The sequence below is a fragment of the Myroides guanonis genome, from assembly GCF_900114085.1.
In the GTDB taxonomy this organism is placed as follows: Bacteria; Bacteroidota; Bacteroidia; order Flavobacteriales; family Flavobacteriaceae; genus Flavobacterium; species Flavobacterium guanonis.
Genome location: NZ_FORU01000012.1, coordinates 83,752 through 107,270, shown reverse-complemented (window position 1 = coordinate 107,270; position 23,519 = coordinate 83,752). Strand labels below are relative to the sequence as shown.

At 35.3% G+C, this 23,519-nt stretch carries 26 protein-coding genes; 10 read left to right on the top strand and 16 right to left on the bottom strand.

Annotated features, from left to right (window positions below):
* Positions 1-35 precede the first annotated feature (35 nt).
* The 13 genes from nuoF to pdxA form a co-directional block, all read right to left on the bottom strand.
* Positions 36-1,394 (bottom strand): NADH-quinone oxidoreductase subunit NuoF, encoded by a 1,359-nt coding sequence (gene nuoF, locus BM024_RS10560; RefSeq protein ID WP_090680011.1) that lies wholly within the window; start codon positions 1,392-1,394, stop codon positions 36-38.
* A 4-nt stretch (positions 1,395-1,398) separates the two neighbouring features.
* On the bottom strand, positions 1,399-1,929 hold the full coding sequence (locus tag BM024_RS10555) for an NADH-quinone oxidoreductase subunit NuoE family protein (protein WP_090680009.1): 531 nt from the start codon (positions 1,927-1,929) through the stop codon (positions 1,399-1,401).
* 4 nt (positions 1,930-1,933) lie between these two features.
* Positions 1,934-3,169, bottom strand: coding sequence for an NADH-quinone oxidoreductase subunit D (locus BM024_RS10550; RefSeq protein WP_090680008.1), 1,236 nt, complete (start codon positions 3,167-3,169; stop codon positions 1,934-1,936).
* A 21-nt stretch (positions 3,170-3,190) separates the two neighbouring features.
* The gene (locus BM024_RS10545; protein ID WP_090680006.1) at positions 3,191-3,712 is read right to left on the bottom strand and encodes an NADH-quinone oxidoreductase subunit C; all 522 of its coding nucleotides are present in this window, start codon (positions 3,710-3,712) and stop codon (positions 3,191-3,193) included.
* Position 3,713: 1 nt separating this feature from the next.
* Positions 3,714-4,265: an NADH-quinone oxidoreductase subunit B gene (locus BM024_RS10540; protein ID WP_090680035.1), complete on the bottom strand. Its 552-nt coding sequence runs from the start codon at positions 4,263-4,265 to the stop codon at positions 3,714-3,716.
* Positions 4,266-4,276: 11 nt separating this feature from the next.
* Entirely contained in the window at positions 4,277-4,639 is a 363-nt protein-coding gene (locus tag BM024_RS10535) for an NADH-quinone oxidoreductase subunit A (RefSeq protein ID WP_090680004.1), read from the bottom strand.
* A 194-nt stretch (positions 4,640-4,833) separates the two neighbouring features.
* Positions 4,834-5,034 carry a cold-shock protein gene (locus tag BM024_RS10530; protein ID WP_090680002.1) on the bottom strand — a complete coding sequence of 67 codons (201 nt, stop codon included), beginning with the start codon at positions 5,032-5,034 and terminating at the stop codon, positions 4,834-4,836.
* Positions 5,035-5,171: 137 nt separating this feature from the next.
* Positions 5,172-6,524 (bottom strand): acetyl-CoA carboxylase biotin carboxylase subunit, encoded by a 1,353-nt coding sequence (gene accC, locus BM024_RS10525; protein ID WP_090680001.1) that lies wholly within the window; start codon positions 6,522-6,524, stop codon positions 5,172-5,174.
* Positions 6,525-6,594: 70 nt separating this feature from the next.
* A complete protein-coding gene (accB, locus tag BM024_RS10520; RefSeq protein ID WP_090679999.1) occupies positions 6,595-7,083 on the bottom strand; it encodes an acetyl-CoA carboxylase biotin carboxyl carrier protein in 489 nt (162 codons plus the stop codon).
* A gap of 25 nt (positions 7,084-7,108) precedes the next feature.
* Positions 7,109-8,107 carry a beta-ketoacyl-ACP synthase III gene (locus BM024_RS10515; RefSeq protein ID WP_090679997.1) on the bottom strand — a complete coding sequence of 333 codons (999 nt, stop codon included), beginning with the start codon at positions 8,105-8,107 and terminating at the stop codon, positions 7,109-7,111.
* 163 nt (positions 8,108-8,270) lie between these two features.
* Entirely contained in the window at positions 8,271-8,468 is a 198-nt protein-coding gene (gene rpmF, locus BM024_RS10510) for a 50S ribosomal protein L32 (RefSeq protein WP_090679995.1), read from the bottom strand.
* A 9-nt stretch (positions 8,469-8,477) separates the two neighbouring features.
* Positions 8,478-9,029, bottom strand: coding sequence for a YceD family protein (locus BM024_RS10505; RefSeq protein ID WP_090679993.1), 552 nt, complete (start codon positions 9,027-9,029; stop codon positions 8,478-8,480).
* 54 nt (positions 9,030-9,083) lie between these two features.
* On the bottom strand, positions 9,084-10,151 hold the full coding sequence (gene pdxA, locus BM024_RS10500; protein WP_090679991.1) for a 4-hydroxythreonine-4-phosphate dehydrogenase PdxA: 1,068 nt from the start codon (positions 10,149-10,151) through the stop codon (positions 9,084-9,086).
* A gap of 54 nt (positions 10,152-10,205) precedes the next feature.
* On the opposite strand from pdxA, the gene BM024_RS10495 reads away from it, so the two are divergent.
* From BM024_RS10495 to BM024_RS10480, 4 genes are all read left to right on the top strand, one after another.
* Positions 10,206-10,793 (top strand): riboflavin synthase, encoded by a 588-nt coding sequence (locus BM024_RS10495; RefSeq protein ID WP_090679989.1) that lies wholly within the window; start codon positions 10,206-10,208, stop codon positions 10,791-10,793.
* 97 nt (positions 10,794-10,890) lie between these two features.
* A complete protein-coding gene (locus tag BM024_RS10490) occupies positions 10,891-11,454 on the top strand; it encodes an RNA polymerase sigma factor (RefSeq protein ID WP_090679987.1) in 564 nt (187 codons plus the stop codon).
* Between the two features lie 2 nt (positions 11,455-11,456).
* Positions 11,457-11,675: a hypothetical protein gene (locus tag BM024_RS10485; RefSeq protein ID WP_090679985.1), complete on the top strand. Its 219-nt coding sequence runs from the start codon at positions 11,457-11,459 to the stop codon at positions 11,673-11,675.
* Positions 11,668-12,492 carry a mechanosensitive ion channel family protein gene (locus BM024_RS10480; protein ID WP_090679983.1) on the top strand — a complete coding sequence of 275 codons (825 nt, stop codon included), beginning with the start codon at positions 11,668-11,670 and terminating at the stop codon, positions 12,490-12,492. Before BM024_RS10485 ends, BM024_RS10480 begins: the two co-directional genes overlap by 8 nt.
* Positions 12,493-12,965: 473 nt before the next feature.
* Here the strand turns inward: BM024_RS10480 and BM024_RS10475 are convergent, their stop codons facing one another.
* Entirely contained in the window at positions 12,966-13,790 is an 825-nt protein-coding gene (locus BM024_RS10475; protein ID WP_090679982.1) for a universal stress protein, read from the bottom strand.
* Positions 13,791-13,966: 176 nt separating this feature from the next.
* On the opposite strand from BM024_RS10475, the gene rimP reads away from it, so the two are divergent.
* From rimP to BM024_RS10445, 6 genes are all read left to right on the top strand, one after another.
* Entirely contained in the window at positions 13,967-14,434 is a 468-nt protein-coding gene (gene rimP / locus BM024_RS10470; protein WP_090679980.1) for a ribosome assembly cofactor RimP, read from the top strand.
* 13 nt (positions 14,435-14,447) lie between these two features.
* The gene (nusA, locus tag BM024_RS10465) at positions 14,448-15,692 is read left to right on the top strand and encodes a transcription termination factor NusA (RefSeq protein ID WP_090679978.1); all 1,245 of its coding nucleotides are present in this window, start codon (positions 14,448-14,450) and stop codon (positions 15,690-15,692) included.
* Between the two features lie 49 nt (positions 15,693-15,741).
* Positions 15,742-18,657, top strand: coding sequence for a translation initiation factor IF-2 (gene infB / locus BM024_RS10460; RefSeq protein ID WP_090679976.1), 2,916 nt, complete (start codon positions 15,742-15,744; stop codon positions 18,655-18,657).
* Positions 18,658-18,788: 131 nt separating this feature from the next.
* Positions 18,789-19,463 (top strand): zinc metallopeptidase, encoded by a 675-nt coding sequence (locus BM024_RS10455; RefSeq protein ID WP_090679974.1) that lies wholly within the window; start codon positions 18,789-18,791, stop codon positions 19,461-19,463.
* Between the two features lie 148 nt (positions 19,464-19,611).
* Entirely contained in the window at positions 19,612-20,535 is a 924-nt protein-coding gene (locus BM024_RS10450) for a bifunctional riboflavin kinase/FAD synthetase (RefSeq protein WP_090680032.1), read from the top strand.
* Positions 20,536-20,540: 5 nt separating this feature from the next.
* Complete coding sequence (locus BM024_RS10445) at positions 20,541-21,845, top strand: HTTM domain-containing protein (RefSeq protein WP_090679972.1); 1,305 nt, start codon at positions 20,541-20,543, stop codon at positions 21,843-21,845.
* 133 nt (positions 21,846-21,978) lie between these two features.
* On the opposite strand, the gene BM024_RS10440 is transcribed toward BM024_RS10445, so the two are convergent.
* Both BM024_RS10440 and BM024_RS10435 read right to left on the bottom strand, forming a co-directional pair.
* The gene (locus BM024_RS10440; protein WP_090679970.1) at positions 21,979-22,752 is read right to left on the bottom strand and encodes a UDP-2,3-diacylglucosamine diphosphatase; all 774 of its coding nucleotides are present in this window, start codon (positions 22,750-22,752) and stop codon (positions 21,979-21,981) included.
* Positions 22,753-22,755: 3 nt separating this feature from the next.
* On the bottom strand, positions 22,756-23,208 hold the full coding sequence (locus BM024_RS10435) for a 6-pyruvoyl trahydropterin synthase family protein (protein WP_090679968.1): 453 nt from the start codon (positions 23,206-23,208) through the stop codon (positions 22,756-22,758).
* Positions 23,209-23,519 lie beyond the last annotated feature (311 nt).

Below are 23,519 nucleotides of genomic sequence, written 5' to 3'. Positions count from 1 at the left end.
CTCAATCATTCTAGATGATTAAATGCTGTTTTATATTATTTTGTAACTAAGTGTTTGATACTTTCAAAAGGTTCATCCACAAAGTGATTTCTGTTTTTAACTTTTTCAGGGAATTGAATATGATATTCAAACTCCTCTCTAAAGTGTCTAATTGCTGCTGCAACAGGCCATGCTGCTGCATCACCTAAAGGACAAATAGTGTTTCCTTCAATTTTTCTTTGGATGTCCCAAAGTAAATCGATGTCTTCTGATGTTCCATGTCCGGTTTCAATTCTATACAGAACTTTTTCCATCCAGCCAGTCCCTTCTCTACAAGGAGAACACTGACCACAGCTTTCATGAGCATAGAATTTTGCAAAATTCCAAGTATTACGAACAATACAAGCCGTATCATTGTATACTATAAAACCACCTGAACCCATCATTGATCCAGTAGCAAAACCACCTTCACTTAAAGATTCATATGTCATTAATCTATCTTCGCCTTCAGCAGTTTTGTATATCAAATGAGCAGGTAATATAGGAACCGAAGAACCACCAGGTATTAAAGCTTTAATTGGTCTATCGTCTATCATTCCACCACAATACTCCTCAGAATTGATGAACTCATCAACTGTAATACCTAATTCAATTTCATATACACCTGGTTTTTTAATATGTCCTGATGCTGAAATCAATTTTGTACCAGTAGAACGACCTAAACCAATTTTAGCGAATTCTTCACCCGAATTATTTACAATCCAAGGTACATTTGAGATTGACTCTACATTATTAACAACTGTTGGATTACCCCAAAGACCACTAACGGCTGGGAATGGAGGTTTTATACGAGGATTTCCTCTTTTTCCTTCTAAAGACTCTATCAAAGCAGTTTCTTCTCCGCAGATATAAGCTCCTGCACCACAATGAACATGAAGATCTAATGAATAATCAGATCCTAGGATATTTTTCCCCAACCACCCTGCTGCATATGCTTCTTTGATAGCGCGTTCTATAATTTTATAAACCCACATATATTCTCCACGAATATAAATGTAAGATAAATTAGCGCCTAGAGCATAACTAGAGGTAATCATACCCTCAATTAAAAGATGAGGGATGTGTTCCATTAGATATCTGTCTTTAAAAGTACCAGGTTCTGACTCATCAGCATTACAAACAAGGTGTCTTGGTTTTCCAGATTTCTTGTCAATGAAACTCCATTTAAGACCCATTGGGAATCCAGCGCCTCCACGACCTCTTAATCCAGAAGCTTTAACTTCTTCTGTTATAGCGTCGGGAGTCATTGTTTTTATAGCTTTTTCCACAGATGCATATCCGCCATTTTGGCGATAAACTTCGTAGGACTTAATTCCTGGGATATTAATCTTATCTAGTAATATTTTCTTAGCCATAATACTATTTATCGTGAAGGATTATTTTTCCAGCTTTACAATCTTCGATTATTTGATCGATTTGTGCTGGAGTTAAATGCTCTTTATAAAAATCACCAAGTTGCATCATAGGTGCATAACCACAAGCACCTAAACATTGAACTCCAACAACAGAGAACATACCATCTTCGGTAGTTCCACCAGGTTGGATTCCGAGCTTTTCACATGCATATTCCAGCATGTCTTCTGCTCCGCGTAAGCTACAACATGATGTTAAGCAAAACTCAAACATATATTTACCCATTGGTTTTTGGTTATACATCGTATAAAATGTTACAACCTCAAATACCTCAATAGGTGTAATTTCTAATATTTCAGCAACTTTAGCCATTAAATCAGCACTCAACCAATTATCATGTGCATCCTGAACTTCATGTAATACAGGAAGCAAAGCAGACTTTCTTTTATCAGCCGGGTAGTGGCTAATTAATTCGTCTATGCGAGATTTCAATTCTGGAGTGATATTAATGACTTGTGTGTAATTTTTATTTTCCATTTTTTTAAGCGTCTAATTCTCCGGCAATTACATTTAAACTAGAAAGTGTAATAATTGCATCAGATAACATTTGTCCTTGTACGATATCGTTGTAAGCTTGGTATATAATAAAACACGGTCTTCTAAAATGTAACCTATAAGGTGTTCTACTACCGTCAGTAATCAAGTAAAAACCTAGCTCACCGTTACCTCCTTCTACAGGATGATAAACTTCTGTATTTGGAACAGGAATCTCTCCCATTACAATTTTAAAGTGATAGATCAATGCTTCCATATTTTCATATACATCTTCTTTTGGGGGAAGATAATATTCTGGAACGTCAGCGTGATAAGGGCCTTCTGGCATTTTATCAAGTGCTTGTCTAATGATTTTTAAACTCTCCCAAACTTCAGCATTTCTAACACAAAAACGGTCATAACAATCCCCACTTTTCCCAACAGGTATATCGAATTCAAAATCTTCATATGAACAATAAGGTTGAGCGACACGAACATCATAGTCCACGCCTGCAGCTCTTAAGTTTGGACCTGTAAAACCATAGTTAATTGCCTTTTCAGCATCTATTGGGCCTACCCCAATAGTACGGTCCATAAAAATTCTATTTCGAGTCATTAAATCTTCGAACTCCTTCCAAATTTCAGGAAATTCACTTAAAAACTCATCAATCTTTTTGAATGCTTCTGGGCTCCATTCTCTTTCGAATCCACCTATACGACCCATATTGGTTGTCAAGCGAGCGCCACAGATTTCTTCATATATTTCGTATATTTTTTCTCTATATTGAAAAACGTATAAAAACCCAGTAAGAGCTCCGGTGTCAACACCCATTACAGAACTACATATAATGTGGTCTGCAATTCGAGCTAGTTCCATAATGATTACACGTAAATATTGAACACGTTTTGGAATTTCAATTCCCAAAGCTTTTTCTACGGTCATCCACCATCCAGTGTTGTTGATGGGAGAGGAGCAGTAGTTAAGACGATCGGTTAAAACGTTGATTTGATAGAAAGGTCTGTTCTCAGCAATTTTTTCAAATGCTCTATGAATGTATCCAATAGTTCCTTCACCGTCGATGATTTTTTCACCGTCTAATAATAAGATGTTTTGAAAAATACCATGAGTTGCAGGGTGTGTTGGACCTAAATTTAGTATTGAAAGCTCTGTTCCATCCTCCTTAAGTCTAGCTTCAATCATTTTAGCATAGCGATGCTCTGGTGGTAATAATAAATCTGACATAGTGTTTCTGAATCAGTTGAATTAACAGTTATGTACGGTTCTTCCAAAGAATCTGTCGTCTTTGTCAGTTCTTCCTCCGTCTTCTAATGGAAACTCTTTTCTCATTGGAAAAGATTCCATTTCATCCATATTTAAAATTCGTTTTAACTGTGGGTGATTTCTGAATTTTATACCATAAAAGTCATAAGTTTCACGCTCTTGCCAATTTGAACTTAAGAATAAATCTGACATAGAATCAATAATAGGATTCTTGATGTTTAAAAAAGATTTGATTCGAATTCTTTTATTGTCAAACCAATTATGTAAATGATAAACAACAGCTAGTTGTCTGTCCTCTGTATAATCTGGATAATGAATACCACAAACATCTGTTAAAAAATTAAAACGTAGAGTAGGGTCTTCTTTTAGATATTTAATTACTTCGTGTATAGCGTTCGGTGAAACCTCAAAGGAAAAGATATCGTGTTCCTGATGGAAGTCACTTACTTCTAAACCAAAAGTTTCAATTAGTTTATCTTGAATAACATTATTCTCTAAAGCCATATTATTTAATGTTATAAGAGTTTAATAATTCTTTGTATTTCTCTGATCCTCGTCTGTTTAGTGGTTCTGCTTTTACAATTTCTTGCAAACGTAAGATACCGTCTAGAATCTGTTCTGGTCTTGGAGGGCAACCTGGGACATAAACGTCAACAGGAATTACTTTATCAATACCTTGCAAGACTGAGTAAGTATCGAAAATACCACCTGAACTAGCACATGCACCAACGGCGATTACCCATCTAGGTTCTGCCATTTGTTCATATACTTGTCTTAGAATTGGTGCCATTTTTTTTGAAATAGTACCCATTACTAATAACATATCAGCTTGTCTTGGAGAGAAGCTCATACGTTCAGATCCAAATCGCGCCACATCATAAGTAGCAGCCATTGTAGCCATAAATTCTATACCACAACAAGATGTTGCAAAAGGTAACGGCCACAAAGAATTTGCTCTAGCTAATCCTACAACCTCAGTCAATTTTGTTGCAAAAAAGCCCTCTCCAGAAAAACCTTCTGGAGCTTCAACCATTGTATGTTTTGATTTTTCACTCATGTCTTTAAAATTTAATCCCACTCAAGGCCTTTTTTCTTGAATTCGTATAACAAACCAACTACCAATAAGAATAAAAATATTCCCATTTTCCAAAAGCCATCCCAACCTAATTCTTGAAAGTTTACTGCCCAAGGGTATAAGAAGATAACCTCTACATCAAAAAGTACGAAAAGTATTGCGACTAAGAAATATCGGATATTGAAGGGGATACGTGCATTACCAATAGATTCTACTCCACATTCGAAGTTTACATCTTTGTTTTTAGAGCTTCTTTTAGGACCTAAATATCCTGAAATAAAAACAGTTAATGATACAAATCCTGCTGCAAATGCAAGTTGCATTAAAATTGGAATAAAATCTAACTGTGATTGCATATCGATAAAATTATTGAATAAGATACAAATATACGTGGATGGAGGATTATAACAAATTTTATGACATAGCACTAGAGGGCATAAGTAGTTAATGTATGTAATTTATAATCATTCTAAGTATTAGGTGGGGTATAAGCACAAAAAAACCGTTCTTTTTGAGAACGGTTGTAAGCAATTTGAAAAAAAATATATAATTAATCTTCTATTACCTCTACTTGTGCGGCAACTCTACCTTTTCTGCCTTCTTCCTCTACGTAAGAAACGCGTACACCTTCTTGTAATTCTCCGTCTTTTAATCCAGATGCGTGAACGAAAATATCACTTCCAGTTTGTTCGTTTGTAATGAATCCGTAACCTTTTTCTTCGTTGAAGAATTTAACTTTGCCTGTTTGCATTTTTTTTAAAAATAAATATTATGCCTCAAAGATAATCTATTTTTGCATTTGACAAGTTTATTTATTAAAAAAAATTAATTATTTTTAATATATGTTGAAAAAAAAACAGAGATCATTGTGTTGATCTCTGTTTTTCGTTATTCTTGTTCCAAGGGTTTTATCTTGAATGTCTCCATAAATGCGGTAGTATAATTACCAGCCACATAGTTCGGGTCATCCATTAATTGTCTGTGGAATGGAATTGTAGTTTTTATTCCTTCTATTACAAACTCATCTAATGCGCGTTTCATTTTACTAATTGCTTCTTCTCTTGTTTGAGCGGTAGTAATTAGTTTAGCGATCATTGAATCATAATTTGGGGGAATAGTATAGCCTGAGTATACGTGGGTGTCTAAGCGAACTCCATGTCCTCCTGGTGCGTGCAATGTAGTGATTCTTCCTGGTGACGGTCTAAAGTCATTAAAAGGATCCTCTGCATTGATACGACATTCAATAGAGTGTAATTTAGGTAAGTAGTTTTTTCCTGAAATAGGTACACCCGCAGCTACTAAAATTTGTTCTCTAATCAAGTCATAGTCTATAACTTGTTCGGTGATTGGGTGTTCTACCTGGATACGAGTATTCATTTCCATGAAATAGAAATTACGGTCTTTATCAACTAAAAATTCAATAGTTCCCGCTCCTTCATAGCCTATGTATTCTGCTGCTTTTACAGCGGCTAGTCCCATTTTTTCTCTAAGTTCATCTGTCATGAATGGAGAAGGGGTTTCCTCTGTAAGTTTTTGATGTCTTCTTTGAATAGAGCAGTCTCTTTCAGATAAGTGACATGCTTTGCCATAAGAGTCTCCTACTACTTGAATTTCGATATGTCTAGGGTCTACAATAAGTTTCTCCATATACATTCCGTCATTCCCGAATGCTGCTGCAGATTCTTGACGAGCACTTTCCCAAGATTTGTCTAGATCTTCAATTTTCCATATTTCTCTCATTCCTCGACCACCACCACCAGCTGTAGCTTTCATCATAACTGGAAGACCAATTTCTTTAGCGACTTTTTTAGCGTGTTCAAGTGATTCAAGAAGACCTTCTGAGCCAGGTACTGTTGGAACTCCGGCTTTTTTCATGGTTTCTTTTGCCGTAGCTTTATCTCCCATTTTCTCAATCATTGAAGGTGAAGCTCCGATGAATTTTACTCCATGTTCTTCACATATTTTTGAGAATTTTGCGTTTTCTGATAAGAATCCGTATCCTGGGTGAATTGCGTCGGCATTTGTGATTTCAGCAGCTGCAATTATATTTGAGATTTTCAAATAAGAAAGATTGCTTGGTGGTGGACCAATACAAACTGCTTCATCTGCAAAGCGTACGTGTAAGCTATCAGCATCTGCAGTAGAATAAACAGCTACTGTTTTAATGCCCATTTCTTTACAGGTTCTGATAATTCTAAGAGCTATCTCCCCTCTGTTTGCTATTAATATCTTTTTAAACATCTCTTGAAATTTTAGAATTGAAGTTTGATAAATTCCTTTTTGATGAGGAATTGTTCTTTTGATTAATTTCTTAAGATGGATCTACCAAGAATAATGGTTGATCAAATTCTACTGGTGAAGCGTCATCAACTAATACTTTTACAATCTTACCAGAAATTTCTGATTCGATTTCATTGAATAATTTCATGGCTTCGATTACACATACTACATCACCAGTTTTGATTGTTTTACCAACTTCAGCAAAAGCATCTTTGTCTGGTGCTGGTTTTCTGTAGAAAGTTCCAATAATTGGAGATTTAATAGTAATGTATTTAGAGTTTTCATCAGCTACAGCTTCTTGTGCTACTGCAGGTGCTCCAGCAGATGGTGTGGCAGGTTGTGCAGCGGCTGCTTGAGGAAGCGCTGATGTTACAGGGACTTGTTGAATGTAAGTGGTTTCAGTAGTTCCTGTTTCAGTAGTTTTAATGGTGATTTTGAAGTCGTCCATTTCTAATTTTACTTCAGTTGCGCCAGATTTCGCTACGAATCTAATTAAATTTTGAATTTCTTTAATGTCCATACTTTCCTATTAGTTAAGTTGTTTTCTATTGTTTGTTATATGCCCATTTTAAATAAATTGCGCCCCAAGTGAATCCTCCACCAAACGAAGCGAATATAATATTGTCGCCTTTCTTTAGTTTGTCTTCAAAGTCGCAAAGTAAAAGGGGTAATGTTGCCGATGTGGTGTTTCCATATCGTTCTATGTTCATTAGAACTTTAGAGTCTTCTAGTCCCATTCTGTGGGCGGTAGCGTCGATAATACGTTTGTTTGCTTGGTGGGCAGCTAGCCAATCTACATCTTCATGTGATAGGTTGTTACGCTCCATAATCTTTTCGCTAACATGAGCCATGTTAGAGACAGCATATTTGAAAACTGTTTTTCCGTCTTGGAAAACATAGTGCTGTTTGTTGTTGACAGTTTCGGTTGATGCCGGGAGTATTGATCCGCCTGCATCAATTTTTAGGTATTGACGACCTATGCCATCACTTCTAAGGTATTCATCTTGAAAGCCTAGACCTTCGTGATTTGGTTCGAATAAAGCTGCGCCTGCTCCATCACCGAAAATGATACAAGTGGCACGATCGGTATAGTCGATTATTGAAGACATTTTATCTGTTCCAATAAGTAATACCTTTTTATATCTTCCAGACTCGATGTAAGATGATGCTACGGATATACCATAAAGGAAGCTTGAGCAAGCAGCTTGTAAATCAAATGCAAATGCATTAGTAGCTCCAATTTGTGTAGCAACATATACGCCTGTTGTGGCAACTGGCATGTCTGGAGTAGCTGTTGAAAGAATGATTAGATCTATTTCTTTAGGATCAACTCCAGATTTGTCTAGCAAATTTTGTGCGGCTTTGATTGCCATATAAGATGAACCAGCTCCTTCAACTTTAAGGATTCTGCGTTCTTTGATTCCAGTTCTCGTTGTGATCCATTCGTCGTTTGTGTCCACCATCTTCTCAAGATCTGAATTAGTCAGCTTGGTTTCGGGTAAAAAACATCCCACGGCCGTAATGGCAGCATTTATTTTAGTCATATGAGGAGTTGTATTTTAATAAAAACATTCCAAAAAGAGGTGAAAATTACAAAAAAAAAACCAATAAGCCTTTAAGAGTTATTGTTTTTGATTTTTTAGGTATTTAATAACAAAAAAAACTCTCACAACGTGTGAGAGTTTTTTGTTTACTTTTTTAAAAAGCTTATGCCTCTACTGCAGTTGTTTTGTCGATAACAACTTGTCCTCTGTAGTACATTTTTCCTTCATGCCAGTATGCTCTGTGGTAAAGATGAGCCTCACCAGTTACTGCACATGTAGCGATTGTAGGAGCCACAGCTTTGTAGTGTGTTCTTCTTTTATCTCTTCTTGTTTTCGAGGTCTTTCTCTTTGGATGTGCCATTTTACTATATTATTTATCCGTTAATAGTTTTTTTAATTTTTCCCAACGAGGGTCTATTTCATTATTCTCTTGTTCAATCTCTTGTTCAGTTTCTTCTTCGGTTTCTTCATAATAGCCTAAGTATTCAAGGGCTTCAGATTCCAATGTTCCATTTTCAATCCCCGGATGAACCCTTTTTTGTGGTATCGCTAGCACAATTAGTTCGTAAAGATAATGAGAAATGTCGATTTGGTGTTCGGTAAAGGGAATTATAACGATTTCATCGTGGTCATTGTTAAATGAATCCCCAAACTTTACAATTAAATCTAGACTTCCTTCAATAGGCATGTCAAAATCTTGTCCTGTAACATCACATGGTACATTAGCAATGCCTTTGAATTCAATATTGAGTTCCAAAAGCGTGCTTTTTTTATTTAAAAGAACGACTGCTTCGGCCTTTATGCGGTTGAAATCTGAATAGTCATAGTTCTCGAAAAAACGGTTGTCTATAAGGAATTCAAAAGTATGCTTGCCTGTTTTTAATCCTGAAAAAGGTATTAAAAACTCATTTTCTATTTTCATGGTAAACATGATTTGAGCGTGCAAAGATATAAAATAATTATAATTACAAGCGCGTTACTGACTTTTTTTTGTTGTAATTTGTTTTTGCTGAGTCGGTAAGCGGTCAGCGTTTATTTCGATGTTGATTTTTCTTTTGTTGAAAATATCAATTGCTAAGTAGATAGCTTCTCTAAAAGAAGTTTCGTTAGCTATTCCTTTTCCTGCTATGTCATAAGCGGTTCCGTGGTCTGGTGATGTTCTGACTTTGTTTAGTCCAGCGGTATAATTTACTCCGTTTCCAAATGATAGGGTTTTAAAAGGTGTGAGTCCTTGGTCGTGATAACATGCGATAATTGCATCGAATTTCTGATAAGTACTTGAACCAAAGAAACCATCTGCTGGGAAAGGGCCTGACACTAGAATGCCTTCATTAAAAAGTTTTTTTATAGTAGGAATCATTATCGTTTGTTCTTCTTCCCCTATAATGCCTTCGTCTCCGCTATGTGGATTTAGTCCCAAAACGGCAATTCTTGGTTTGAAAATATGGAAATCTTCAATAAGAGAATTGTTTATTGTGCGAACTTTTTGTTCAATCAATTCTGGAGTTAATGCTTTTGCTACATCTTTAAGAGGTAGATGGTCTGTTAATAAGCCAACTCGAAGGTTGTCATTAACTAATAGCATTAGGGCGTTACCTTCTAATTGCTCATTCAGATAGTCGGTGTGTCCAGGGTGTTTGAATGATTCGTTTTGAATGTTGTATTTGTTAATTGGGGCTGTTACTAAGATGTCTATTTTATCGGCTTTTAGGGCTTCTGTTGCTTCAACAAATGACTTAATGGCGAGTTCTCCAATTTGAGGGTCGTTAGTGCCAAAGTCAATGTTAATATTCTCTTTCCAGATATTTAAAACATTCACTTTGCCTGGAATAATTTGTTCGAGATCATCAATACCTTGTATTTGAGTGTTGATTTTTGTGATTTTCTTTATATAGGATAAGGGTTTTGAGTTTCCGAATATTACAGGAGTACAAAGTTCTAGTATGCGATTGTCTTCAAGGCTTTTAAGTATTACTTCGGTTCCAATTCCATTTAAATCTCCGATTGATATACCAAGTATTATATTTTTTTCTTTGTAACTCATAACTACGCTAATTATTACTAATTTTGATGCAAATTTAATAAAATATTTCTAGGTATGTTTACAGGTATAGTTGAAACTATTGGTAAGGTAGAGAAAATTGAGCAGAATCTGACTAACTTGAATATTATGGTAAGCTCTGGTTTTACTACTGAGTTGAAAATAGATCAAAGTGTATTGCATAACGGTATTTGTTTGACAGTAGTGGCTATAGATGGTGATTCTTATGTGATTCAAGCTGTGAAAGAAACTATAGAGAAAACCACTATTGGTGATTGGGAAGCGGGTGATGAAGTTAATTTGGAGCGTGCGATGCTTATGAATGCAAGACTTGATGGGCATATAGTTCAAGGGCATGTAGATCAAAAAGGAAGGTGTGTGTCTATTGAGGATGTTTCTGGGAGTGTGTATTTTGGATTTGAATATGACGGTTTTTTGAAAAATATAACTATTGAAAAAGGGTCTATTACTATAGATGGGGTGAGTCTTACAGTTGTTGATTCTGGGGTTTCAAGCTTTAAAGTTGCAATTATACCATATACTTTAGAGCACACTATTTTTAAAAATTACATAATAGGTTCTGAAGTGAATTTAGAATTTGATGTGATTGGAAAATATGTAGCGAAGTTGACTCAGTTGCGTTAAATCTTACACAGAGTGTGACTTTCCTAATTGTTATGTGTCTAATAAATATAAAATGTAAGCAGTTTGTCGATGTAGAGGCTGTGATCTATGTTAATCTATGAAGAAACTGTCGGAGTTTAGTGATGACGAATTGATTCGGAGGATTGTGTCTTCTGGGGATACTACTGCTTTTGGGGAACTTTATGATCGATATGCTCAATTAGTTTATGCTAAATGTAGGAATTTCGTTTCGCAGAGTGATGAAGTTGATGATTTGGTGCAGGATATATTTGTAGGTATTTATGTGAAGTTAAAATCATTTAGGGGAGATTCTAAATTTTCTACTTGGCTTTATTCTTTTACTTATAATCACTGTGTGAATCATTATAATAGAGAGGTGAAAAAGAAAAGGATAGAGGTTAATTTGGAACAAGTGTATGAAGGGGTTGCTGGGGTAGAGGATGAGATTTCTGATGATGAAATTTTCTCGTTAGCGACAGATAAATTAAAGATGTCTTTACAGCAGATAGAGCCAGCTGATAAGGTAGTTTTACTTATGAAGTATCAGGATGATATGTCTGTGAGGGAAATGTCTTTGATGTTGGAAGTTGGAGAGAGTGCGGTTAAGATGAGATTACACCGTGCTAAGAAAAAGATTGTTGAAATTTATAACTCTTTGTAATTATGTCTAATCCATTTAAAAAAATATTGCAAGACGAAAAATTACCTGAGTATCTTAAAGAAAGGGTTATAGATAACGTTAATTTTATTAAGTTAACATTAGATGTTACGGGGTTGTATGCGGTTGAATTGCCGAAGGCTTTACATAGTATGATTGAGGGGGCTGCAGAGGAAAAGGAAATAATAGAAGATAAATTAAATAAAGATAAGAGTGATGATTGATTATATAGTTGAATATTCTGTAGCTTCAGCTAGTACATTTATTGATGTTTTGGTGAAGGGGCTAGTTGGTTTTTTACTTTTGGTTTTATACGTAGTCATTAGTTGGTTGTTGTTGAAGTTAACGGTGTATTTATTTAAGAAGATATTGCGTTTCTTGCATATTGAAAAACTACAAGAAGTTTTTGATAAAAATGAGCTATTTGGTAAGTTGAGTGTTGAGATGAGGATTGAGAGGATTGTGATTTCTTTTATAAAGATTTTTGTAATTCTTCTTTTAGTGGTGGTTGGTGCTGAGTTGTTTGGGCTTGAGATTGTTTCAAGAGAGGTTGGAAATTTCGTTAGTTATATGCCAAAATTGTTTATAGCTTTAGCTATGTTGGTTGCTGGGGTGTATTTCGCATCTTGGTTGAAAAAGACAATTGTTGGTGTTTTGAAGGCTATTGACTTTTCAGGAGCGAGATTTGTTGGGGCTTTGGTTTTTTATATTGTTTTTGTCTTCGTGGGTATTACTGCGTTGAATCAGGCTGGGATAAATACCGATGTTATAACGAGTAATATTTCTATTGTAGTTGGTGCGATAATGCTTGTAATAGTCTTGTCGCTTGGGCTTGGGTCTAAGGATATGGTGGCGAGATTGCTAAATTCTTTTTATGCAAGAAAGAATATTGAGATAGGAAAGAGAATAAAGATAAACAATGAGTTAGAAGGGTATGTGATTGCGATTGATAATGTATACTTATGTTTATTGGTTGATGGAAAAAAGAATTTTATTCCTATTAATAAAATATCGGATAGTCAAATAGAGATACTGGATTAGTCTGTTGATTTTGACTAGTCACTGAAATAGTGGTATAGGGATTGTGTTATTAAAAGGGTATAGAAAACAGTAGTAGACTTTTGTTTACTGCTGTTTTTTTATGTCTTATGAATATTTTTCCTTTTGTTTTGAAGTAGTGTTATTTATGTGAGTATAAAGTTTTGTTATAGCGTTAGTGAAAATATATGAGAGATAGTTCGCGTAATATAGCGAAAAAAGTAACGTTGGGTTTTAAATGTGATTATTGTGAGCAATTTTGATTTATTTGATACTTTAAGACATTTAAAATCAGTTGATTGTGATGTTTAAATAGTGGTTTGTTTGGGTGTTGTTCGGGGATTTCCTGTGTTTATTGGGGCTAGGGACCTGTTTTCCGAACAAGACTCGAATAAGACTCGAATAAGAGTCAGAGAAATTAGATGGTAAAAAGTAAAAAAGTAGGCTACTTTAAAACGGAGTAGCCTACTTTTTTATTATATTTTAAAAGTCATTACAGATTTTGGAGAGTGATTGACTAAATCTTCACTGATGCTTCCATTGAAGAAATGTGCTAAACCTTTTCTTCCGTGTGTGCTAATTCCAATTAAATCTGCGTTAATTTTTTCAGAGAAATTTAGGATTCCTTTTTCGATGGTTAGATCGTTGTATATGGATAAATCGTATTCTTTGTCTGTGATGTCTTCTAAGAAATCTTCAAAAATTTCTTCAGCAACATGGGTAGGTTTGAAGTTGTTAGGTGTGTTTACCATTAGAACATGGAACATGGATCCAAAAATTTTATTGAACTCTTGAGCTTTTAAAAAAGGTTCTTTCATTCCCTCGCTAAAATCAGAGGCGAAAACGAAGTCAGAGACGTTGAAGTCTTCAATTTCTTCTTTGATTACAAGAACGGGAACATCTGAGGTTCTAACCACTTTTTCAGTGTTAGATCCAATAAAAAATTCTTTGAATCCGCTGGCTCCGTGAGATCCCATTATGATTAAGTCAATATCATTGGTGATGGCAGTTTTTGTTACTCCTAAAGAGGTTCTGTCAAGTTTAAGGGCAGTAGATACGCTAAGGTTTTTTAGAATCTCGGATTGAGCTAATTCTAAGAGTCTGTTTTCGGCTGCATTTTTGAAAAACATTACTTCGGGAATCTCTGCTCCTACATTAATGCTGTCGCTGCCTTGTTGAGGAAGTTCAAGTATATGTAGTAGAAGTATTTCAGCTTGGCATTTGCTTGCGATTTTCGCTGCTGCTTTTAAAGCGTTGTTTGCATGAGGCGAAAAGTCGGTAGGCACTAGAATCTTTTTCATAAAATTGATATGATTGGTGAATAATTTTAGGGTTAATTGTCAAAACATAAAGTTAATAATATAATTATCAATACACAAAAGTTTTAGTTATATAAAATAAATGCTTACATTTGCGCAGTTATTTAATAGAAAGAACTAAATAATGAGGGGGCACTTGCCCCCTCTTTTTATAGGATATGGCGTTTAAAGAAAAAGTAAAAGAATTAATAGATCAAGCAATGGCGGTACATACCGACCTTTTTTTGATTGATTATACAATCTCGGCAGATTATAAAATTACCATTACTATCGATGGAGATCATGGAGTGACACTTCAAGATTGTATTGACGTAAGTCGCATAGTCGAAAGTAGTTTGGATAGAGAGGAACAAGATTTTTCATTAGAAGTTGCTTCGGCTGGTGCTACATCGCCATTAAAGCTCCCTAGACAATTCAAAAAAAATATTGGCAGAAAATTAAAAGTAGTAACTTTATCTCAAGAAAAGTATGAAGCTACTATTGTGGATGCCGATGACACTCAAATCTTTTTAGAGTGGAAAGCCCGAGAGTCAAAAGCTGTAGGGAAAGGTAAAGTAACAGTTGAAAAGAAAGAGGCTGTTGCTTATGATCAGATTAAAGAAGCAATTGTTATAATTACATTTTAAAAAATAATATCGCATGGAGAATATTGCATTAATTGAATCATTTTCGGAGTTTAAAGACGACAAACTTATCGATAGAGTTACACTAATGGCAATTTTGGAAGATGTATTTAGAAATGCATTGAAGAAGAAATATGGGTCAGACGATAACTTTGATATAATCATAAATCCTGATAAGGGAGATATGGAGATATGGAGAAATAGGGTAGTAGTTGCAGATGGGGAAGTGGAAGATGAGAATTCTGAGATTTCTTTATCAGAAGCGCAAAAGATTGAACCTGATTTCGAAGTTGGTGAAGAAGTTTCCGAAGAGGTTAAGTTAATACAATTAGGGAGAAGAGCTATTTTGGCTTTACGTCAGAATCTTATTTCTAAAATCCACGAACATGATAATACAAATCTTTACAAACAGTTTAAAGATTTGATAGGTGAAATTTATTCAGCAGAAGTACATCATGTTCGCCCAAAAGCTGTAATTTTGGTTGATGATGAAGGAAATGAAATGGTTATGCCTAAGGAAAAACAGATTCCTTCTGATTTTTTTAGAAAAGGAGATACTGTTAGAGGTATAATCGAAAATGTAGAATTGAAAGGTAATAAACCTCAAATCATTATGTCAAGAACTTCTGAGAAGTTCTTAGAGAAACTTTTTGAGCAAGAGATACCTGAGGTTGCTGATGGACTTATCACGATTAAGAAGGTTGTTCGTATACCTGGTGAAAAAGCAAAAGTGGCTGTTGATTCTTATGATGATAGAATAGATCCAGTAGGAGCTTGTGTTGGTATGAAAGGGTCTCGTATCCATGGTATCGTTCGCGAGTTAGGGAATGAAAATATTGATGTTATCAATTACACAAATAACATACAGTTGTATATCACCAGATCTTTATCACCTGCTAAAATCAATATGATTAAAGTAGATGAAGAGGCTAAGAAAGCGAGTGTTTACTTAGATGTAGAAGAAGTTTCAAGAGCTATCGGTAGAGGCGGTCAGAATATTAAATTGGCAGGAATGCTAACGGGCTATGAATTAGACGTTATGAGAGATGTGGCTGATCTTTCAGTTGAAGACGACGTTGAGTTGAAAGAATTCAAAGACGAAATAGAAAGTTGGGTAATTGATGAATTTGCAAAAATTGGATTAGACACTGCTCGTAGTGTTCTAAAACAAGATGTAGGAGATTTAGTTCGAAGAACGGATCTTGAAGAAGAGACGATTTTAGATGTAATGCGCATTCTAAAAGAAGAACTAGAGGACTAAGTCACAATTAACAACAACACAACTCATTAAAATACACTAAAAAGATAATATGTCTGAAGAAAGAGCAATAAGAATAAATAAAGTTTTAAGGGAATTAAATATTTCTCTCGACAGAGCCGTGGACTTTTTGAAAGGCAAGGGAGTTGAGATTGAAGCGAGTCCAAATGCAAAGATTTCAAAAGAGGAATATAGCGTTTTGAGCAAGCAATTTTCTTCTGATAGGGGGAAGAAAGAAGCGTCTTTAGAGGTCAGTGAAGAAAAGCGAAAAGAAAAAGAGGCTTTGAAGCAAGAGCGTGAGAAGGAGATAGAAGAAAAGCGTAAACAAGAAGAGTTGCGTATCAAAAAAGAGCAAGAAATAATCAGAGCTAAAGCAAAAGAAATTGCTGCAATTAAGCCTGTAGGTAAAATTGACCTTGAACCTAAAAAAAGCAAATCTTCTTCAGACAAGATTACTGAGGTGGTGAAAGAAAGTCAAGACGTGAAGGTGGATACTCCTAAATTGGAGGAGAAGCAAATTGTTAAACAAGTACAGAAAGAAGCTGAAGTTTCAGAAGCTCCTGTTCAGGTTAAGCAAGTGACTGAAGACAAACCAAAAGAGGGTGTTAAAGAATCGGCTCCAAAGAAGGAGTTTGTTAAGCAAGCAGAAGTGAAACAAGTAGAAGTAAAACAAGATGAAGTTAAAAAAGCTGAATCTGTTGAAGAGCCTAAATTAGGTGATGAAATCATTAAAACAAATTACCAGAAGCTTTCAGGTACAACTTTTACTGGGAAAACAATTGACTTAACTCAATTTGATAAGCCTAAGAAGAAGAAAGAAGAGGTTAAGAAAGGTGCTGCTGGAGCCAAACCAGGTACAGGAGCAGCCGCTAACAAAAATAAGCGCAAGCGTATTCCGCCTAAACCGGGTGCAACGGGAACAGCTACTACAGGGACTGGACAAAACAGAACTGGTGGAGCACCGCGTACTGGAACAGGAACAGGAGGTAATAAGTTTGGAGGTAGAAATAATCCAAGAGGAGGTAATAGTCGAAATACAACACCAGTTGTAAAAGCAGAGCCTACTGAAGAAGAAGTAAAAAACCAAATTAAAGAAACCTTAGAACGTCTACAAGGTAAGGGTAGAGGTAATAAGGCTGCAAAATACAGAAGAGATAAGCGTGATACTCACCGTAAGAAAACGGATGATGAACAAAGAGCATTGGAAGAAGGAAGCAAAACTCTTAAAGTAACGGAGTTCGTTACAGTAGGAGAGATTGCAACCATGATGGATGTGCCAATTACAAAAGTTATTGGAACTTGTATGTCATTAGGTATCATGGTTACGATGAATCAGCGTTTAGATGCTGAGACATTAACAATCGTTGCTGATGAGTTTGGATATGAAATTGACTTTACAACAGCAGATTTAGATGAAGCAGTTGAAGAAGTAAAAGACAATCCAGAAGACCTTCAACCGAGAGCTCCAATCGTTACCGTAATGGGACACGTGGATCACGGTAAGACTTCATTGTTAGATTACGTTCGTAAAGCGAATGTTATTGCAGGAGAGTCAGGAGGAATTACACAGCATATTGGTGCGTATGGAGTTACTTTAGAAAGTGGTCAGAAAATCACATTTTTAGATACACCTGGTCACGAGGCGTTTACAGCCATGCGTGCAAGGGGAGCTCAGGTTACGGATATCGTTATTATTGTAATTGCTGCGGATGATGACATCATGCCACAAACAAAAGAGGCGATTAGCCACGCGCAAGCAGCTGGTGTACCAATGATTTTTGCAATCAATAAAGTTGATAAACCTACAGCAAATCCTGAGAAAATTAAGGAGAAGTTAGCAGCCATGAATTTCTTAGTAGAGGATTGGGGAGGAACGTATCAATCACAAGATATTTCAGCGAAACACGGTATGGGGATGAAAGAATTACTTGAAAAAGTACTTTTAGAATCAGAAATGTTAGAGTTGAAAGCAAATCCAGATAAACTTGCTACTGGAACTGTAGTGGAAGCTTTCCTTGACAAAGGAAGAGGGTTTATATCTACAGTATTAGTTCAAGCTGGTACTTTAAGAGTTGGTGATTATATGCTTGCAGGTAAGCACCATGGAAAAGTTAGAGCGATGCATGATGAGCGTGGAAATGTGGTTAAAGAGGCAGGGCCTTCTACACCGGTTTCTGTACTTGGATTGGACGGAGCTTCAACTGCTGGAGATAAATTCAATGTATTTGAAGAAGAAAGAGAAGCAAAACAGATTGCAGCAAAACGTACACAATTAATTCGTGAGCAATCAGTTCGTACTCAGAGACATATTACGCTTGCAGAGATTGGACGTCGTATTGCGTTAGGAGACTTTAAAGAACTGAACATTATCCTTAAAGGAGACGTGGATGGTTCGGTTGAAGCGCTTTCAGATTCATTCTCGAAATTATCAACAGAAGAAATCCAAATCAATATTATTCATAAAGGAGTTGGTGCTATTACGGAATCTGACGTATTGTTAGCTTCTGCTTCAGATGCGATCATTATTGGATTTAACGTAAGACCAATGGGTAATGCTAGGCAATTGGCAGATAAAGAAGAAATTGATATCAGAAACTACTCAATTATCTATGATGCGATTGATGACCTTAAAGACGCTATGGAGGGTATGTTATCTCCAGAGATGAAAGAAGAGGTTACTGGTTCTGCTGAGATTAGAGAGTTGTTTAAAATATCTAAAGTTGGAACTATTGCTGGATGTATGGTTACAGACGGAAAAATATTTAGAAATTCAAGAATCCGCTTAATTAGAGAAGGAGTTGTTATCTATACAGGTGAATTAACTGCTTTAAGAAGATTTAAGGATGATGTAAAAGAAGTTTCTAAAGGATACGATTGTGGTATTCAAGTTAAGAACTACAACGATATTAGAGAGCTGGACGTAATCGAAGCTTTTCAAGAAGTTGAGGTTAAGAAAAAGTTGAAATAGTACTAAGGTATTTATAATAGAATAAAAAAGGATTGCATTTCGCAATCCTTTTTTTGTGTCATGATGTCATAATAAAAAAATGGCGCATATTTTGCAGTGTAATTTGTATAACATTTAAAAAAACAAGGGATATGATTTATATTTTCATGATTGCCACTATGCTTGCAAGTTGGTTTGTAGGTTATAGGTTGAAAAGCAAATTTGAAAAATACTCAAAGGTGCATTTGCAAAATGGAATGAGTGGTGCTGAAATTGCACAAAAAATGTTGTTAGATCACGGTATACGTGATGTTCGTGTTATTTCTACTCCAGGACGTTTGACGGACCATTACAATCCTATGGATAAAACTGTAAATTTAAGTGAAGCGGTTTATAATGAAAGAAATGCGGCTGCGGCTGCGGTTGCTGCACATGAGGTTGGGCACGCAGTGCAACATGCAACTGCATATCATTGGTTGACGATGCGTTCAAAGCTGGTTCCTGCAGTTAGTATCGCTTCTAATGTGATGCCATGGCTTTTATTAGGAGGGGTTTTGATGTTGCAGTCATTTCCTCAATTATTATTGATTGGTATAGTGTTGTTTTCACTTACGACTTTATTTTCTATAGTAACATTACCTGTAGAGTATGATGCTAGTAATAGGGCCTTAAAATGGTTGGAGTCAAAACATATGGTAAATCAACAAGAGTTGGCAGGAGCAAAAGATTCTTTGAAATGGGCGGCAAGGACCTATGTGGTTGCAGCTATTTCTTCACTTGGAACTCTTTTGTATTATGTTATGATTTATATGGGAAGAAGGGAATAAAATTTTTCACATATTTTATAAGATGAAGTCGCTCTTAGGGGGCGACTTTTTTTATATGCTGTTTAATCAGCTCGAAACGATGGTAGTATTGTTTAAAACCGCTTTTCTAATTAGCTCTAATGCTTTAGATTTGCATAAAAATAGAATTTTGAAAACTTTTTCATCTATATACGAATTTGAAGCTACAACTAAAACGGTTGTTACTTTGGGAACTTTTGATGGTGTCCATATTGGTCATCAAAAAATCATCGATAAGTTGGTGGCAGCTTCTCAACAAATGAAAGCAGAGAGTTTGGTTTTAACTTTCTTTCCTCATCCAAGAATGGTATTGAAACAAGATAATAGTATACAGTTGTTAAATACAATGGAGGAAAAGAAGGAGTTGTTGGAGAAATATGGATTGGATAATTTGGTGGTTCATAAGTTTGATGAAGCTTTTTCTCAATTGACGGCAGAAGAGTTTGTTAGTGAAGTTTTGGTTGAACGATTTAATGTCGGAAAGGTTATTATTGGTTACGATCACCGTTTCGGAAAGGATAGAACAGCTGATATTCATGATTTAAAAAGATATGGATTAAAATATGGTTTTGAAGTAGAGGAGATATCTGCTCAAGAAATAGATCATGTGTCTATTAGCTCTACTAAAATAAGAAAGGCGCTTTTGGAAGGTAATGTTGATTTGGCAAATGAATTTTTGGGTTATGAGTACAATTTTTCTGGATTTGTAGTGCATGGAAAAAAAATGGGACGTGAATTAGGGTTTCCAACTGCAAATATTCAAATCCCTGAAAGTTATAAATTGGTGCCTAGAAATGGAGTTTATGTTGTGTCGTCTCACATATCTGGAAAATTAGTACACGGTATGATGAGTATAGGTGTTAATCCAACATTTGAAGATCATCCTTATTCCATTGAAGTGAATTATTTAGATTTTGATGCTGATTTATATGGTCAAACTCTGAAGGTTTTTATTCATAAAAGAATTCGAGATGAAGAAAAGTTCGATAATTTAGAAGACTTAATCGCTAGAATTGAATTAGACGAACTTGTAACCCGAGAATATTTTAGTTAAACATTATGTTGAAAAAAGCTTTAACCCCTATTGATAATGCTCCTTTAGTATTGTTCCGAATTGTTTTTGGATTTTTATTTGTTTGTGAGTCATTTGGAGCTATAGCTACTGGATGGGTAAAAAGTAATTTGGTTGATGTTCAAATGACCTTTTCTCATATTTATATGGATTGGTTACAACCTCTCCCTGGTTTAGGAATGTATTTTTACTTTGCCTTTATGGGGTTGGTTTCTATAGCAGTGATGTTGGGTTATCGCTATCGATGGAGTATGATTCTTTTAACTCTGTTGTGGTCTGGAGTATATTATATGCAAAAAACCTCCTATAACAATCATTATTATTTAATGGTTGTTATATGTATTTACATGTGTTTTCTACCTGCGCATAGATATGCTTCTTTGGACGTAAAGCAAGGGAGGGTTAAGGAAGTGTTGGCAATGCCGACTTATAGCTCTTGGATTTTGATTACACAAATTGCTTTGGTCTATATTTACGGAACGGTTGCAAAGTTCTATCCAGATTGGTTAGATGGAACCTTTGTAAGGTTAATGTATAGTTCTATAAATGCCCCTGAATTTTTTAAAGAGATATTTACAGAGCCTTGGTTTTATTTAACCATTAGTTATTTAGGTATTTTGTACGATGGTTTGATTATTCCTCTGTTGTTGTGCAAGCGAACACGAACATGGGCTGTAATTGCATCTCTCGTATTTCATGTCTTCAATTCTATAACCTTACAGATAGGGGTTTTTCCTTATTTTGCCTTGAGCTTTGCTTTATTCTTTTATGATCCTGAATTTATCAGAGAGAAATTCTTGAAAAAGAAACCTAAAATGTACCCAGGTGATTATTCGTTTTCTATTCCTATATGGAAAGCTGTCTTCTTGAGTGTTTTTATGCTATTTCAGCTACTTTTGCCATTGCGACACTACATAATAGCTGATGATGTTATTTGGACAGATGAAGGGCATCGTTTGAGCTGGAGGATGATGTTGAGATCCAGAAGTGGATATACTTATTTCAATGTGGTAGAAAAGGAGAGTGGGAAGAAATCTCAATATCCATTAGAAGATAAATTGTCTTCAAAACAGAGAGCGAGATTAACCACAGCTGATATGATATGGCAAATGGCGCAGATTATAAAAAAGGAGTATGCTGATAAAGGATTAGATGTTGCTGTCTATGCAGATAGTTGGGTGTCTATCAACGGGAGAGAATATTCTATGTTTATAGATGATAGCGTAGATCTAGCTTCTGTTTCTTGGAGTTATTTTGGACATAATGAATGGATTCTTCCGAAACCATTTTAATGTTTTCTATTCGTTTACTTAAATAATAGACAGGGATTTTTCTTGTAGTTTTTCAACCGTTTTTTAAAAGTGAAAAGAGAATATCTAGTCTGCATTATTGTTTTGTTTAAAAGAAAAAATTATGAGGACCAAACTATCTTTTCTCCTCTAAGTAGTATTTTAACTCTAAATTAGAATTAGAGAAAGTAGCATAGCTAAAATATCCAATCCAATCTCCGAGATTAACATAAGTGCTCTTTTCATTTAATTTAATTGTCATAGGGAGATGTCTGTGTCCAAAGACAAAGAAATCGTAATGAGAAGTTTCTAATTTTCTTTTAGCGTATTGTACTAGCCATTCATTATCTTCTCCGAGAAATCGAACATCTTCATCACCTGATATCAATTTGTTTTTAACAGATAAATATTGTCCAAGACGAACTCCAATGTCTGGATGTAGCCAACGAAATAGCCATTTCGAAAAAGGATTTGTAAATACCTTTTTCATTCTTTTATAACCTAAATCACCAGGCCCTAAACCGTCGCCATGACCTATGAAGAAGGAACTACCATTGATATTGAATACCTGAGGAGTTCTAAAAACGGGAATACCTAATTCTTTTTCAAAGTAATCATCCATCCATAGATCGTGGTTTCCTACAAAGAAATAAATTGGAATACCTGCATCTTTTAGTTGGGCTAGTTTACCTAGAATACGAACAAAGCCTTTAGGGACAACAGTTTTGTACTCAAACCAGAAATCAAATAAATCACCAAGTATAAACAGGGCTCCCATGTCTTTTTCTTTTTCATTCAGCCATTCTAAAAAAGCAGTTTCTCTTGGAAGACTTTGTTCTGGAGTGGGAGCTCCAAAATGGTGGTCCGAGGTAAAATAGATAGTTCTTTCGGTTTGTATAGAATAATTCACTTCTTATAAATTATCAGATTGATACCATTCCGCATATGAAGAATCTGTTTCTTGTAGGCGTAGGGAATACAATTCAAGTCCTTTGGGTAATCTATGTTTTATTTTTTCGGCAAAATCAATTACCATATTCTCGCTTGTAGGTTGATAGTCTACTAATATAACATGGTGACCTCTATCTTGTAATTCTTTTGCAAGTTCAATATGAGGAGTATTCTTGTTAAAAACCGTAGCATGATCAAAAACATCTACTACTTCTTCTAGTACAATTTTTTTTAGGTCGGTAAAGTCGATTACCATACCAAACTTAACATTTGATGCATCTGCAATTGGTTCGCCAATAACAGTTACTCTTAGTTTGTAACTATGACCGTGAACGTTTCTGCATTTTCCATCATAACCATAAAGAGCATGACCTGTTTCAAATGAAAATTGCTTGGTTATCCTAATTTTTGACATCTTGTATATTTTGCTACAAATTTAGCACTTTTTTTTTAATAGCAGACAGAAGCTGATTTGTAGCTATTTAATCAATTTCGGAATAGAGATATTTATTTTGAGCGACCTTAGAATGAGAAAGACTACATTTTCTACTATTAAGTTCTCAGACTCCTCTTAAGAGCTGTCTAAGTACTGTTTAAAGTCCATTCAAGGTCTATTTGTTTTCTAGATTTTAATTAGAGGTTTAATATAGTTTAAATGGACTTTGACTAGAGTTTAAGAACCTTTTATGTGCCTAACCCTGTTTTTGTTTATAAACAAAAACAGGG